The following is a 13732-nucleotide window of genomic DNA, read 5'->3' as shown; positions in this document are numbered from 1 at the left end:
CCCGTCCGTCGTGTGCTGCGGTCGACTACGCGGCGACCGGCGCGCGCTGGCCCACCGTCTCGCCGGCCACGGCAGCCTCGCTGCCCGCAGCGGCCTCGTCGACCGGGCGACGACGCACCCACTTCTTCAGGGCGACGAGCACACCGGCCGAGATGAACGCACCGAGCACGACCGCACCGAGCCAAGCCCAGAAGTTGCCGATCGCGAAGAAGACGAACACGCCACCATGTGGTGCCCGCGAGGTCACACCCACCGCCATCGAGATCGCACCGGTGACGGCGGCACCGACCATCGACGCGGGGATCACGCGGAGCGGGTCGGCCGCGGCGAACGGGATCGCACCTTCCGAGATGAAGGAGAGGCCGAGCAGATATGCGGCCTTGCCGTTCTCACGCTCCGGCTTCGTGAAGCCATTCCGGTAAAAGAGCGTCGACGCGAGCGCCATCGCGAGCGGCGGCACCATACCGGCACCCATCACCGCGGCCATGATCTCGAACGGCACCACGTTCGTGGCGGTCCCGGCGCCGAGGCCGGCGACGGCGAACGCGTACGCCACCTTGTTGACCGGACCACCGAGGTCGAACGCCATCATCAGACCGAGGATGATCCCGAGCAGGACGGCGGAGGCACCCGACAGCGAGTTGAGGAACGCGGTGAGCTCGGTCATGACCCAGGCGATCGGGCCACCGAGCACCAGGAGCATGAGGCCCGAGGCGATGATCGACGCGAACAGCGGGATGATCACGACCGGCATCAGGCCACGCAGCCAGCGCCACGTCGGGATGCGCCCGATCCAGTACGCGGCGGCACCGGCGATGAGGCCGCCGACCAGACCACCGAGGAACCCGGCGTTCATGAACACGGCGATCGACCCGGCGACGAAGCCGGGCGCGATGCCGGGTCGGTCGGCCATCGCGTAGGCGATGTAGCCGGCGAGCGCGGCGACGAGGAAGCTGAGCGACACCTGTCCGATCTGGAACGCTGCGGCACCGAGGTAGTAGCCCAGGCCCTCCGCCGGCAGGTTCAGCAGGGTCGAGTGGGTCAGCGTCCACGCGGCGTTGCTCATGCCGTCGTCCCCGTGGGTCGACGCGATCTGGTACCCCGACAGCAGGAAGCCGAGCGCGATGAGGAGCCCGCCACCGGCGACGAACGGGATCATGTAGCTGACGCCCGTGAGCAGCCAGCGCTTGAGCGCCTGACCGAAGTGCTCGTTCTTGGCGGTGGACGCGCCCTCGACGGCGGCGCCGCCCTGCACGCGTGCGGCGTGCGGGTCCTCCGAGGCGCGGATGGCCTCGGCGATCATCTCGTCGGGTTCGTCGACACCACGCTTGACGGGTCCGGACACCAGCGGCTTGCCGGCGAACCGACCGCGGTCGCGGACGTCGACGTCGACCGCGAACACGACGGCGTCGGCACGGGCGATGAGCGCCGGGTCGAGGGGCTCGACCTGCGAGGACCCCTGCGTCTCGACGTGCATCTCGGCACCGGCGCGCTGGGCTGCGGCGACGAGGGCGTCGGCCGCCATGTAGGTGTGCGCGATGCCGGTCGGGCAGGCCGTGACGCCGACGAAGACCTTCCGGTCGGCGGCGGGCGCGGTGGCCGGATCGGAGGCACTGCTCGCCTTCCCGACGCCGGCCTCGGCCACTTCGCCGCCCACCTCGTCGTCGACCAACCGGACGATCTCGTCGGCCGTGGTCGCGGCCCGCAACGCGGCCGTGAAGTCGTCACGGATGAGCGCCCGGGCCAGGGTCGAGAGGACCGTCAGGTGGTCCTTGTCCGCCCCCTCGGGCACGGCGATCATGAAGACGATGTCGGCGTCGCCGTCCGGAGCACCGAACGGCACCTTCCGGGCCAGGCGCGAGAACGCCAGCGTCGGCTCGGACACCGACGCCGACCGGGCGTGCGGGATGGCGATGCCACCGGGGACGCCCGTTCCGACGCTCGCCTCGCGCTTGACGGCGTCGTCGGCGAGCGTGGCGCCGTCGGCGGCGCGGCCGGTCGCGGCGACGCGGTCGGCGAGCACCCGGATGACGTCGGTCGACGTGGCTCCGAGGTCCTCGTCGAGGCCGACGAGCTGTGCGCTGATGAGGCGCGGACTCGAGTCTGCGGACATGTGCTTGCTCCTTCGCAATGGCGCTGATCGCGCGGTGGTGCAGGTGTTCGTGGGGTCGTCGGGCGGGGTGGGGAGGGGATCAGGCGGGTTCGGGGGCCGGGTGCGTGCCGAGCACCCGCACGGAGACCGCCGTCGGGTCGGTGTGGTCGAGTGCCGGCACGTCGCTGCCGGGCAGTGCTGCGGCCGCGGCACCGGTGGCCACGGCCTGGGCGAGACGTTGCTCGGGTGACGCTCCGGCGACCTCGGCGAGCAGGTAGCCGGCGAGCGAGGAGTCCCCCGCGCCGACGGTCGAGCGGGCGACGATCTCGGGTGCGGCGGCGGCGAAGGCCCCCTCGTCGGAGACCAGCACGGCGCCGGCGCCGCCCAGGGTGAGCAAGACCGTACCGACGTTCCTCCGCCGCATCCGCTGGGCTCCGGCGACCGCGGCGTCGAGGTCGCGCTCGTACTCCTCGGGGTCGCCGCCGACGACCTCGGCGAGTTCCTCGGCGTTCGGCTTCACCAGGTCGATCCGTTCGCCCGACTGCAGCAGCGCCGTGAACGGCACTCCGGACGAGTCGACGGCGATCCGGACGTCCGCACCGTGGCGGGCACGGACGGCCCGGACGAGCACGGCGAGTGCGTCGTCGGGCAGACCGGGCGGCAGCGACCCGGCGACCACGACCCAGCGGGCGGCGGGGCCGGTGGCAGTGGCAGCCGCGGTGTCGGCGACCAGCGCGGCGAGGTCGTCGAGGCGACCGGCGAGCGAGGGGCCGGGTTCGTTGAGCTTCGTCGTGGTGCCGGTCGGCTCGGTCACGGTGACGTTCGAGCGGAGGGGCGCCCCGATCGGCAGCGCGGCGGTCGGGATGCCGCGCGTGGCAAGGCCGAGCAGGACCGGGTCGAGCTCGTCGCCGGGCAGGACGGCGACGGTGTCCCCGCCGCTCGCGACGACCACGCGGGAGACGTTGACGCCCTTGCCGCCGGGTTCCGCGGTGGACCGGGTCGCACGCTGGACGGCGCCGCGCTGGAGTTCACCGGCGAGCTCGATCGTGCGGTCGAGCGACGGGTTCGGGGTGACCGTGACGATGCGGCCGTTCATGCGACGACCACCTCGACGTCGGCGTCGGCGAGCGCACCGGCGAGGTCGGCCGGCGGCTGCTCGTCGGTGACGAGCGTGTCGATCTCGTCCATCCGCGCGAACCGCATGAGTGCCTCGACCCCGTGCTTGGCGGCGTCGGCGAGCACCACCGCCCGACGGGCGGCGAGCACGTACGCGCCCTTCACTGCGGCCTCGTACTCGTCGGGGGTGCTCAGGCCGAAGCCCGCTGACAGGCCGTTCGCGCCGACGAACGCGATGTCGGGCCGGAGGGCGCCGATCTGCTCGACGGTGGCCGTGCCGACCGCGGCGCTCGTGACCCCACGGACCCGTCCGCCGAGCAGGTGCAGCTCGACGTGTTCGCTGTGCTGCAGGGTCGCGGCGATCGGCACCGAGTTGGTGACGACGGTGATCGTCGCGCCGGGCGTGGACGGCTCCCAGCGGGCGAGTTCGGAGGCTACGGCGGCGCACGTCGTGCCGGCGTCGAGGGCGATCGAGCCGGTGAAGGTCGGCGGAACCAGGCGCATGGCGGCCCGGGCGATGGCGGACTTGGCCGAACCGTGCTGCCCCTCGCGTTCGGCGACGGTCAGTTCGACGACGCTCGAGCGCCCGACGGGGACCGCTCCCCCGTGCACGCGGCGCAGGACCCCGGCCGACTCGAGCAGGTCCAGGTCGCGGCGCACGGTCTCGGTCGTGACGTCGAAGTGCTCGGCGAGGTCGGCCACCGAGACGCGGCCCGCGGTCTGCAGCGCCGCGGCGATGGCGTCGTGCCGCTCGGTTGCGTACATGCCCGAACTCCTTCGTTCCGTTGGGTTTCGAGCACTGTACGTCTGAAACCCACAAGAACGCAACCGTTCCGTCATGCAACCAACACGTCCACAGGTGCTGGTCGTCCGAGCGCTACCCCTTCACGGCGCCCGCCGTCATCCCGCTCACCAGCCGGCGCTGCACGACGAGGAAGAAGACCACGACCGGGATCGAGAACAGCACGCTCGCCGCCATCAGCCCACCGAAGTCCGTGCCCTTGTTCGTCGAGAACCCGGCGAGCCAGACCGGCAGCGTGTACATCCCCTGGTCCTTGAGCATCACGTACGCGATCAGGTAGTCGTTCCACGCCGCGATGAACGCGAACACGCTCGTGGCGATGACCCCGGGCATGACGAGCGGGAACAGCACGCTCCACAGGATCCGGAAGGTGCCGGCGCCGTCCACCTTCGCCGCCTCCTCGATCTCGACGGGGACGGCCACGAAGAAGCCGCGCATCACCCAGATCGAGAACGGCAGCACGCTCGCCACGTACGCCAGGATCAGCCCGACGTAGCTGTTCAGCAGCCCCAGGCTCTGGAACGACAGGAACAGCGGGATGAGCAGTGCGCCCGAGGGGATCATCTGCACGAACAGGATCGCGACCAGGATCGCCCGCCGTCCGCGGAACCGGAACCGCGACAGTGCCGCCGACGCCAGGAACCCGACGACGATCGACAGCAGCACGGCAGCCACCACGACGATCGCGGAGTTCCGCAGGTAGACCAGGAAGCCCTCCTGCGTGAGCGCCCGCGTGAAGTTGTCGAGCGTCGGGTGCAGCGGCGCCCAGATCGGGGTCATCGTGGTGACCTCGTCGGCGGGCTTGAAGGCGGTGTTCACCATCCAGTAGATCGGGAACACCCAGACCAGGCAGAACAGCACGGCGATGGTGTTCGCGACGACGCGTGGCTTGCGCTTGCGCACCCGCACGGGGGCCGGCGCGGACGCGCTGCCCGCACGGGGCGCCGTTCTCGAGACGGTCACAGGTCCTCCTCACCGCTGCGGACGAGCCGGCGGATGTAGTAGCTGGTGAGCACCCCGAGGATCAGGGTGGAGATCACGGCGATCGCCGCCCCCTGCCCGTAGGCGTTGGACACGAACGACTGCACGAAGGTCCAGATGCCGAGGGTCAGCGTGGCCTCCTCCGGTCCGCCGCGGGTGAGCAGCCAGATCTGGTTGAAGACGTTGAAGTCCCAGATCACCGACAGGATCGACACGAGCAGCAGCGTCGGCGCGAGTGCCGGCAGCGTGATCGCGCGGTACATCGTCCACACCGATGCCCCGTCGAGCGCACCGGCCTCGTAGTACTCCGGCGCGATCTGGGACTGCGCGGCGTACAGCGTCAGCGCCACGAACGGCACGGCCTGCCAGATGACGAGCGTCAGCACGATCGTGTACGCCTGCCCCGGGTGCGACGCCCAGTTGTCCTGCGTGTGGTCCCCGAACACCCGCAGCTGCGTGATGAGCCAGTTGAGCACGCCGTAGAACGGCTGGAAGAGCCACTGCCACACCAGGCTCGAGGCCACGTTCGGCATCGCCCAGGCCAGCACGAGCACGACGCTGACGATCGTGCGCATCGCGACCCCGAGACGGGTGAGCAGCTGCGCCACTCCCACGCCGATGACGATCGTGCCGAGGACCATCGCACCCGTCACGAGCACGGTGCGCAGGATGACCGGCCAGAAACTCGCGTCGGTGAGCACGCCGGTGTAGTTCGCGAACCCTGCGAACCCGGCCTGCCCGGTGAAGATCGCCCGCAGCCCGTAGTCCTGGAACGAGATGACAACGAGCCGGACGAGCGGGTAGACGACGAGGGCCAGGAGCAGCAGCGCCGCCGGGGCCAGCAGGACGAGCGGCGCCCGCGACCCGACCGGCGAGCGACGACCCGCGATGCGCCCACCTCGACGGGCATCCCGCGACGGCCCCTGAACCGGACCGCCGCCGGCACGCCCGCCGGTGACCGGCGCGGACTGCTCCGCGTCGGTCACCGGCTCCGCAGTCGACGTCATCGCCTACGGCTGCGCGTTCAGCGCGGTCGTGAGGTGCTTCGAGAACCCCTCGGCGGCCTGCTCCGGCGACTTCCGACCGGTGGCGACGTCGGCGAACATCGACTGGAACGAGGCGTCACCCTCGATGGTGGCCCAGCCCGGGGTGGCCGGGGTCGGTCGGCTCGTGCCGGCCGCCTCGAAGTACGGCTTGTGCAGCTCGTCGACGTCGCCGGCGACCGCGTCGAGCAGCTCGGTGGAGTTCGGCTCCCAGCCGTCGACCCCGAACACCTGGTCCTGCTGGAACTCCTTCGAGGTCAGGATCTTCAGGTAGTACAGCGCGAGTTCCTGGTTCTGCGCCTTCGCCGGGATCCCGAGGTCGGAGCCACCGAGGAACACCGGTTGGGTCTTCCCCGCGGTCGAGGACGGCATCGGGAACGTGCCGATCCGGTCGGCGAGCTCCGGCTTCGCCGTGGTGATCGAGCCGATCTCCCACGCGGACCCGAGGAACGCCGAGGTGTCACCCTGTGCGAAGACGTCGCTCTGCGAGGGCTTGTCGGTGTTGATGTCCTGGGTGGACTTCGCCGAGTACGCGTTCTGGAAGTCCTTCCAGGCGGTCAGCCCCTCGACGGCCTCGGCCGAGTCGAGCGTCCCGGTCCACTTGCCGCTCTCGTCCGTGGCGATCTCGCCACCGGCGTCCCAGACCCACTGCAGGCCGCCGTACCAGTACTGCCCCGGCATGTAGAAGGCGGAGAAGTCACTGGCCGGGTTGGCGGCCTTGACCTTGTCGAGGTCGGCGGTGAGCTCGTCGTAGGTGGTCGGCACGTCGGTCACGCCGGCGTCCTTCCAGACCTGCTTGTCGTAGACCACGGCCCGGTTGCCGGCGAACAGCGGTGCCCCGTAGAGCTTGCCGTCGACGGTGGCGGGGCCCTCGAGCCCGGTGAGCCAGGTCTGGCCGTCCTTGAGTTCGTCGCGGTACGGCGTCAGGTCGGTCAACCCGCCGGCGGCCGCGTAGACCGGCACCTGCGTGTTGCCGAGATCGACGACGTCGGGGGCGTCGCTCTGCGCGAGCGCCGTGGTGAGCTTGGTGGTGATCCCGTCCCACTGCTGGGTCTGGATCTTCACCTTCGCCCCGGTGTCGGCGGTGAACTGCTTGCCGGCGGCGTCGAGCACCTTGTCGCTCAGGTCGCCGTTCATCATCCAGACGGTGATGGTCTTGCCCGTGCCATCGGGCGTGCCGATGGACTTCGTGCCGCCGTCGGAAGCGGCGTTGCTCCCGGCGGAGCACCCGGTGAGGGCGAGCGCGCCTGCGAGGGCGAGCGCACCGAGTGCGGCGAAACGCGTTCGTGTCACGATGACTCCCTTGGTCCGACCTTTATGAAAGGACGTTGCGTATTCGCAATAGAAGACCCTGCTCGGCCCCTTGTCAACCGTTGGATCGGTCCTGGTGACCGCTTTCGATCCGCGTGTTTCCGGGTCATCACGGATGTCGAACAGATCGGTGCAGATGCTTGACCAGGTGGTCATGACCAGGCATGATCTGCGGCTCGCGTCCGGCGTCGGGAAGCGACCGCCCGGAGGCCCGGCGCCGGTCCGCCGGACCGGCCCCGGGCCTCCCCTGCGCGCGTCCACCGCACGCGTCAGACGGCCGCCAGGGCGGACGTCGGCGGGATCCGCGCTGCGCGTGCCGCCGGGTAGAGCCCGGAGACCCCGCCGATCACGACCGTGGCGCCGAGCCCGCCGACGACGGCCCACACCGGCAGTGCGACCGGCCAGCCCTGCGTGACGGCGAAGACGACCGTCACCGCGACGCCGAGCACGACGCCGGCGAGCCCGCCGAGGAGCGACAGCAGCAACGACTCGACCAGGAACTGGTCGCGGATGCTCCGACGACGTGCGCCGAGCGCCCGACGGACGCCGACCTCGGCACGGCGCTCCAGGACGGTGATCACCATCGTGTTCGCCACACCGATCCCGCCGACGAGCAGCGCGACGCCGCCGATGCCGACGAGCAGCCCGGTGAACGAGTCGTCCGTTGCGTTCTTCGCTGCGAGCGCGTCGGACGGTCTCGTGACCCCCACCTGCTGGGGTGCCCCCGGGCGGATCGCGCCGGCGAGGATGTCCCGGGCCTCGGCCACCCGGGTCGGGTCGACGCGGGTGTACACCGCGGTCGGTGCGCCGTCGAAGCCGAGCTGTCCGGCGAGTCCCCGCGGGACGAAGACCTGGCGGTCCAGGTCAGCGGCCAGCTCGACGGGCTCGAGGACCCCGACGACCTGCACCCACTGCCCGCCGATCCACACGCGGGTGTCGGCGCGGACGCGGTCGACCCCGAGCGACCGCGCGGCCTCGGCACCGAGGACCACCTGCGGTGCCGCGCCGTGCGCGTCGTCGATCCAGCGTCCGGACGCGAGTCCGCCGCCGAGCACCCCGGGCACGTCACCCCAGGCGGCGAACACCCCGATGCCCTTCGTCTCCGGTGCGGGGACGTGGTCGTTCCGGTACACCGCGGCATCCGGCACCGTCCCGACCGCCGCCGCGGACTCGACCTCCCGTTGCCGCTGGGCCGATCCGAGGGCGGTGGTCGGCAGGGGTTCGGGTGCACCGAACCCCTGCGCCTGGGTGACCGTCAGCACGTTCGTGCCGAGCGCGTCGAGCACCTGGTCGAGCTTCGCCTTGCTCGACGACGAGATCCCCACGACCGCGATCATCGCTGCGATGCCGATCGCGATGCCGAGCGCCGACAGCACGACGCGGCCCGGGCGGGTCCGCAGGCCGAAGACCCCGAGCCGGAGCAGGTCCGCGGGACTGACGCTCCCCCGGGCCCTCATCGGTCCTCCCGGATCGCCGCGGCGAGTGCAACCGCACCTGCGGCCGCACCGGCCCCGTCGTCCTGCGAGACGAGACCGTCCCGCATCCGCACCTGCCGTGGCAAGGAGGCGGCGAGCTCCAGGTCGTGCGTGATCACGAGCACGGTGGTCCCCCCGTCGTTGAGCTCGCGGAGCAGGGCGAGGACCGCCGCGCCCGAGGCGGTGTCGAGCGCCCCGGTCGGCTCGTCCGCCAACAGGATCGTCGGGCCGCCGACGATCGCCCTGGCGATGGCGACGCGCTGCTTCTCGCCGCCGGACAGCTCGTGCGGGCGGTGGTCCACACGGCGCCCGAGGCCGACCCGGCCGAGCGCGTCGACCGCCAGACGGTGCCGCTCCCGACGGAGGACGCCCGCGTAGAGCACCCCGTCCGCGACGTTCTCGGCGGCGGTGGCCCCCGTCTGCAGGTGGAAGTGCTGGAAGACGAACCCGATGTGGTCGGCTCGCAGGCGTGACAGCTCGTCGTCCGACATCGTCGCGACGTCGTTGCCGGCGATCGTGACGGTGCCCGACGTGGGTCGGTCGAGGGTCCCCACGATGTTGAGCATCGTGGACTTGCCGGAACCCGACGGCCCGACGACCGCGACGAACTCGCCGGCGACGACCTCGAGCGACACGCCGCGCAGCGCGTGGACGTCCCCGTACGTCTTGACGACGTCACGCAACGCCAGGACCGCGCCGCTCATCCGGGCACCACCACCCGGTCGCCGGCCTCGACGTCCCCGGTGACCGCGATCCTGCCGTCCGCGGAGAACCCGGGGCGCACCGGGACGCGTTCCGTCGTGCCGTCGGGGCGGACCACGTCGACGGCGTACCGGCCGCCGTCCCGGGCGACCAACGCCGTGACCGGGACGGACAGGACACCACGCTCGGTGGTGCCCTTCGCGTCGATCTGGGCCGACGCCGCCGTCGGGAGCTTCCGCTTCCCTGCATCGAACGACACCGAGACCTGCACCTTGGTCGCGCCGTCGTCGCCCGTGACCGGTTCGACGTCCGTCACCCTGCCGGCCATCCGTCCACCGGCGCCGTTGACCCGGACGTCGACCCGCGTGCCGACCGCGAGCCGCTCGGCATCGCGCTGGGACACGGTCGCCGACACGATGCGCCTCGGACTCGTCACCTGCAGGACGTCGCCGCCGACGGTGCCTGCTCCACCGCCGTCGGCAGCACCCGGGTCGTCACCGCCGGCAGCTCCGAGCCCGGCGGCCCCGGTCGCCCCGCCGCCCGCGCCCGTCGGCTGGCCGAGCCGCCCGCCGACCGAGGCCACCCGGACCGGACCGTCCACGAACGCGATGTCGGACGCGGTCAGCACACCGTCCCCCTCGCGGTCCCGGTCCTGCTGCCACTGCCGGACCGCCCGTTCCGTGCGCGGACCGAACTCGTCGTCGACGGACACGTCGTACCCCAGGGCGGCCAGGTTCTCGTTGAGCTGCCGGACGTCGGCACCGCTGCGGCCGCGTGCCAGGTCGCGCCACAGCGGCACCGCGCCGTACAGCGCCCGGACGGGCTGCTCGTCGACCGCGTACAACGCCCCGTCGCGCTCGATCACGTCGCCGGGGTGCGGCAACCAGGTGATCGTGCCGGGTGCCGCGCCGGGGATCCCGACCGGCGTCCCGTACCCGAGCGCGCCCGCGAAGACCTTCGAGTCCGTCAGGTCACCCCTCGTCACCGGCGCCGTCGTGTCGGGCCGAGCGGTGCCGGACCGGGGACCGGAGGTCGCCGAGGCCGAGTCGCCCGCACGGACACCGACGATCGCCCAGGTCCCTGCGCCCGCTCCGAGCACGGCGACCAGGCAGATCCCGGCCACCAGTGCGCGACGCCGCGTCGGGCGGCTCACTCCCCCGCTCCGACCACGTCCGAGCCGAAGGCCCGCTCGTTGCAGGTCTTCGCGACCTCCTCGAACGCGGCCTCGTCGTCGGGCCGGTAGGACCGCATGCCGGCCTCGTCGTCGGGGTAGTCCGAGAACCCCTCCTCCCGGATGCACGCCGCAGCCTCGCGGAGCTTGTCGTCGAGGCCCTCCATCGGCTTCGCCTGCACGCCGTCCCCGGCGCCCTCCCCGTCACCGATGCACGTCCCGAGGTCCGCCGTGTACTGGTCCGGGTCGACCCCGTCCGGCACCTGCACCTGGGCGCCACCGTTCCCCGCGGTCGGGTCCGGCATGTCGTAGCCCTTGTCGCGCATGCACTCCGCCAGGTCGTTGCCCTTCGCGTCGACGGCGCTCGAGCCGGCGGCGTCGGTGTCCGAGGTGGTCGGTGAGCACCCGGCGAGGAACCCCGGCAGCAACACGGCTGCGGCGGCCAGAGCGACCAGGGAGCGGGAGCCGCGGACGGTCCCGGAGGGCTTGCGTGTCGTCGTCTGCTTCATCATGCATCCAGCACACCGCCCCGGCTGTTTCGGACCGCGGGTACATCGGGTTGCACCGGCGAAACACCGATCCGCACCACGAGGCCGCCACCCGGTCGCGCCCGCACCGACAGCCGCCACCCGTGCGCCTGCACGATGGCCGCCACGATGGACAGTCCGAGCCCGCTGTGCCGCCGGGCGGTGGGCGTCGGGTCGCGCCGCCAGAAGGGCTCGACCAGGCAGGGAGCCTCGTCGTCGGGCACGACCGGCCCCGAGTTCTCCACGACGACGCCGTCGGACGACGTGGTCACCCGGACGAACCCGCCGGGTCCGTTGTACTCGACGGCGTTCCCGACGAGGTTGACGACCGCCTGCCGCACGAGCGTCGGCTCGCCGTCGACGACCATGCCGGGAGGCCCGTCGAGCGTCTCGTGGGTGAGCGTCACCCCGGCGTCGGTCGCGTCACCCGCCATCGCCGCGACCACCGCGGCGGTCACCTCGTCGACGTGGACGGGCCGGGTCGCTCCGGCGAGCCCGCGATCGGCCTCGGCCAGCACGAGCAAGGACTCGACCAGGTGCTCCGTCCGGCGGTTCTGCTCGAGCAGCTCGTCCCGGACGGTCAGGACCTCGTCGGGGGCTGCGTCGACGGTCAACCCGACCTGCACCGCTGCACGCTGGACGGCGAGCGGGGTGCGGAGCTCGTGCGAGGCCTGCGCGACGAAGCGCCGCTGGCTGGCGAAGGCGGCCTCCAGCCGGTCGAGCAGGTCGTCGACGGTCCGGGACAGTCGCCGGAGCTCGTCGTCGGGGCCGTCGAGGGCGATGCGTTCGTGCAGGTTGGACGCCGAGATCCGGTTCGCGGTCGCAGTGATCCGGTCGATCGGGTGGAGCATCCGTCGGCTGAGCACCCACCCGATGCCGCCCGCCGCGACCCCGGCGACCGCGACGCCGATCGCCGACCACTGCCACTGCTGCACGGCGACGAGCTGGACCACCGCGACCGAGGGCGTCCCCGCAGCACCGCCGTCGACCCGGGCCCGCGTCGCCGGCGTGAAGTCCGGCGTCGGGACCGCCGTCCGGAAGGCTGCGGTGTCGAGTCCGGCGCCGACGCCGGCCAGGGACATCACGTTGCTGAAGACCACCACGCCCGCGGCCAACGCCATCGCCGCGAGTGCGAAGGTCACCGCCGTGCGCGTCCGGATGCTCCACGTCCGGGGTCGGCGGGTCACAGCGCGTACCCCTGCCCCGGCACCGTGCGGATCGGGTCCGGGTCGCCGAGCTTCCTCCGGAGCTTCGACATCGTCACCCGCACCGCGGCGGTGAACGGGTCGATGTTCATGTCCCAGACCTTCTCGAGCAGCTCCTCGGCCGCCACGATCCGACCGTCCGCGCGCAGCAGCTCCTCGAGCACGCCGAGCTCCTTGGACGTCAGGTCCAGGGGCCGCCCCTGCCTGGTGGCCATCCGCCGGTTGGTGTCCACGACGATCCCCGAGCGCTCGAGTACGGGCGCGACCGGGGCGACACTGCGTCGACCGAGCGCACGGACGCGGGCCACGAGTTCGGGGAACTCGAACGGCTTCGTCAGGTAGTCGTCGGCTCCGAGCTCCAGGCCGTTCACCCGATCGGTCAGGGACGTCGCCGCGGTCAGCATGAGGATCCTGGTGAGGCTCCCCCTCGATGCCAGCCGCCGGGCGACCTCGTCGCCGTGCAGTCCGGGGACGTCCCGGTCGAGCACGACGACGTCGTAGTCGTTGACGCCGAGCAGTTCGTCGGCGTCGTCGCCACGGTAGGTGACGTCGACAGCCATGTCCTGCCGGGTCAGCCCCTTCGCGACGAGGTCGGCGAGGGCCCCTTCATCGTCCACCACGAGTACACGCATCCGTACATTGCACGTGATGTTCCAGTGGACGGGCTGGGAGCAGCCGCGCTCGGACTACGCGTCGAACGGCACCTCGCCGTGGTCGCTAACGCCCGCGCGCTGCCGGTAGGACAGGTGTCCGCCCAGGTACCCACCGACACTGACGACGGCGAGTCCCGCGAGACCGAGCACCTTGCCCGCTCCGTGGTTGCCCCGCTTCCGCTCCAGCCAGGACAGCCCGTACAGCGACAGCCCCGCCCAGTTCACGGCCTGGTGCACCCACCCCGTCCGGAGCTGCTCGCGGTCCAGTTCGGACCAGTCGACGTACCCGGCGACCGATGCGCTGCCGGCCGACACCACCCCGACGCCGACGAGGGTCTTCGCGGCCTTCGCGTTGCCCTTCCCGCCGAGCAGGTCGAGCACCGCTGCCGAGATCCAGGCGCCGAGCGGCACCTGCACCATGAGCGGGTGGATCGGGTGACCGAACGGCACGCCGTGCAGCAGCTGGCGCAGGGCCTTCGGCTTGGCCAGGGCGTTCACGACGGCACGGTCGATGTCGACGGCTTTGTCGAGCACGCTCGCGTGCTCGACGGCGGCGGTGAGGCGGCGGAACGCGCGGATCTCAGGCATGCCGTGGACGGTAGACGAACGGCCCGTCACCGGTCCCAGGAACCGGTCCCAGGACCCGGTCCCAGG

Annotated in this window: 13 protein-coding genes; all 13 read right to left on the bottom strand. The window is 72.0% G+C overall.

The window, feature by feature from the left end:
• Positions 1–25 precede the first annotated feature (25 nt).
• Complete coding sequence (locus tag OE229_RS05285) at positions 26–2113, bottom strand: PTS fructose transporter subunit IIABC (RefSeq protein WP_262136820.1); 2088 nt, start codon at positions 2111–2113, stop codon at positions 26–28.
• Between the two features lie 79 nt (positions 2114–2192).
• Positions 2193–3188 carry a 1-phosphofructokinase family hexose kinase gene (locus tag OE229_RS05280; protein ID WP_262136818.1) on the bottom strand — a complete coding sequence of 332 codons (996 nt, stop codon included), beginning with the start codon at positions 3186–3188 and terminating at the stop codon, positions 2193–2195.
• Positions 3185–3973 carry a DeoR/GlpR family DNA-binding transcription regulator gene (locus tag OE229_RS05275; RefSeq protein ID WP_262136816.1) on the bottom strand — a complete coding sequence of 263 codons (789 nt, stop codon included), beginning with the start codon at positions 3971–3973 and terminating at the stop codon, positions 3185–3187. Before OE229_RS05275 ends, OE229_RS05280 begins: the two co-directional genes overlap by 4 nt.
• Before the next feature lie 112 nt (positions 3974–4085).
• A complete protein-coding gene (locus OE229_RS05270) occupies positions 4086–4973 on the bottom strand; it encodes a carbohydrate ABC transporter permease (protein ID WP_262136814.1) in 888 nt (295 codons plus the stop codon).
• A complete protein-coding gene (locus OE229_RS05265; protein WP_263345073.1) occupies positions 4970–5998 on the bottom strand; it encodes a carbohydrate ABC transporter permease in 1029 nt (342 codons plus the stop codon). The genes OE229_RS05270 and OE229_RS05265 overlap by 4 nt, the downstream gene beginning before the upstream one ends.
• Before the next feature lie 3 nt (positions 5999–6001).
• Positions 6002–7327, bottom strand: a complete 1326-nt coding sequence (locus tag OE229_RS05260) for a sugar ABC transporter substrate-binding protein (RefSeq protein WP_262136812.1) — start codon at positions 7325–7327, stop codon at positions 6002–6004.
• 287 nt (positions 7328–7614) lie between these two features.
• A complete protein-coding gene (locus tag OE229_RS05255) occupies positions 7615–8802 on the bottom strand; it encodes an ABC transporter permease (protein ID WP_262136811.1) in 1188 nt (395 codons plus the stop codon).
• On the bottom strand, positions 8799–9524 hold the full coding sequence (locus tag OE229_RS05250; protein WP_262136810.1) for an ABC transporter ATP-binding protein: 726 nt from the start codon (positions 9522–9524) through the stop codon (positions 8799–8801). Before OE229_RS05250 ends, OE229_RS05255 begins: the two co-directional genes overlap by 4 nt.
• A complete protein-coding gene (locus tag OE229_RS05245) occupies positions 9521–10675 on the bottom strand; it encodes a peptidoglycan-binding protein (protein ID WP_182064595.1) in 1155 nt (384 codons plus the stop codon). The genes OE229_RS05250 and OE229_RS05245 overlap by 4 nt, the downstream gene beginning before the upstream one ends.
• Positions 10672–11205: a hypothetical protein gene (locus OE229_RS05240; protein WP_182064594.1), complete on the bottom strand. Its 534-nt coding sequence runs from the start codon at positions 11203–11205 to the stop codon at positions 10672–10674. The genes OE229_RS05245 and OE229_RS05240 overlap by 4 nt, the downstream gene beginning before the upstream one ends.
• On the bottom strand, positions 11202–12362 hold the full coding sequence (locus OE229_RS05235; protein WP_182064593.1) for a sensor histidine kinase: 1161 nt from the start codon (positions 12360–12362) through the stop codon (positions 11202–11204). Before OE229_RS05235 ends, OE229_RS05240 begins: the two co-directional genes overlap by 4 nt.
• Before the next feature lie 41 nt (positions 12363–12403).
• Positions 12404–13057 carry a response regulator transcription factor gene (locus OE229_RS05230; protein WP_182064592.1) on the bottom strand — a complete coding sequence of 218 codons (654 nt, stop codon included), beginning with the start codon at positions 13055–13057 and terminating at the stop codon, positions 12404–12406.
• Positions 13058–13111: 54 nt separating this feature from the next.
• The gene (locus OE229_RS05225; RefSeq protein ID WP_262136809.1) at positions 13112–13666 is read right to left on the bottom strand and encodes a DUF2231 domain-containing protein; all 555 of its coding nucleotides are present in this window, start codon (positions 13664–13666) and stop codon (positions 13112–13114) included.
• Positions 13667–13732 lie beyond the last annotated feature (66 nt).

Origin of the sequence: Curtobacterium poinsettiae, from assembly GCF_025677645.1 — a bacterium.
GTDB classification, from domain to species: domain Bacteria; phylum Actinomycetota; class Actinomycetes; order Actinomycetales; family Microbacteriaceae; genus Curtobacterium; species Curtobacterium poinsettiae_A.
The sequence above is the reverse complement of the archived record's forward strand: the minus strand, read 5'-3'. Positions and strand labels throughout refer to the sequence as shown.

Coding starts and splice junctions, on each gene's coding strand:
- OE229_RS05285 (WP_262136820.1), bottom strand. CDS start 2,113: ATGTCCGCAGACTCGAGTCCGCGCCTCATCAGCGCACAGCTCGTCGGC.
- OE229_RS05280 (WP_262136818.1), bottom strand. CDS start 3,188: ATGAACGGCCGCATCGTCACGGTCACCCCGAACCCGTCGCTCGACCGC.
- OE229_RS05275 (WP_262136816.1), bottom strand. CDS start 3,973: ATGTACGCAACCGAGCGGCACGACGCCATCGCCGCGGCGCTGCAGACC.
- OE229_RS05265 (WP_263345073.1), bottom strand. CDS start 5,998: ATGACGTCGACTGCGGAGCCGGTGACCGACGCGGAGCAGTCCGCGCCG.
- OE229_RS05255 (WP_262136811.1), bottom strand. CDS start 8,802: ATGAGGGCCCGGGGGAGCGTCAGTCCCGCGGACCTGCTCCGGCTCGGG.
- OE229_RS05250 (WP_262136810.1), bottom strand. CDS start 9,524: ATGAGCGGCGCGGTCCTGGCGTTGCGTGACGTCGTCAAGACGTACGGG.
- OE229_RS05240 (WP_182064594.1), bottom strand. CDS start 11,205: ATGATGAAGCAGACGACGACACGCAAGCCCTCCGGGACCGTCCGCGGC.
- OE229_RS05230 (WP_182064592.1), bottom strand. CDS start 13,057: ATGCGTGTACTCGTGGTGGACGATGAAGGGGCCCTCGCCGACCTCGTC.
- OE229_RS05225 (WP_262136809.1), bottom strand. CDS start 13,666: ATGCCTGAGATCCGCGCGTTCCGCCGCCTCACCGCCGCCGTCGAGCAC.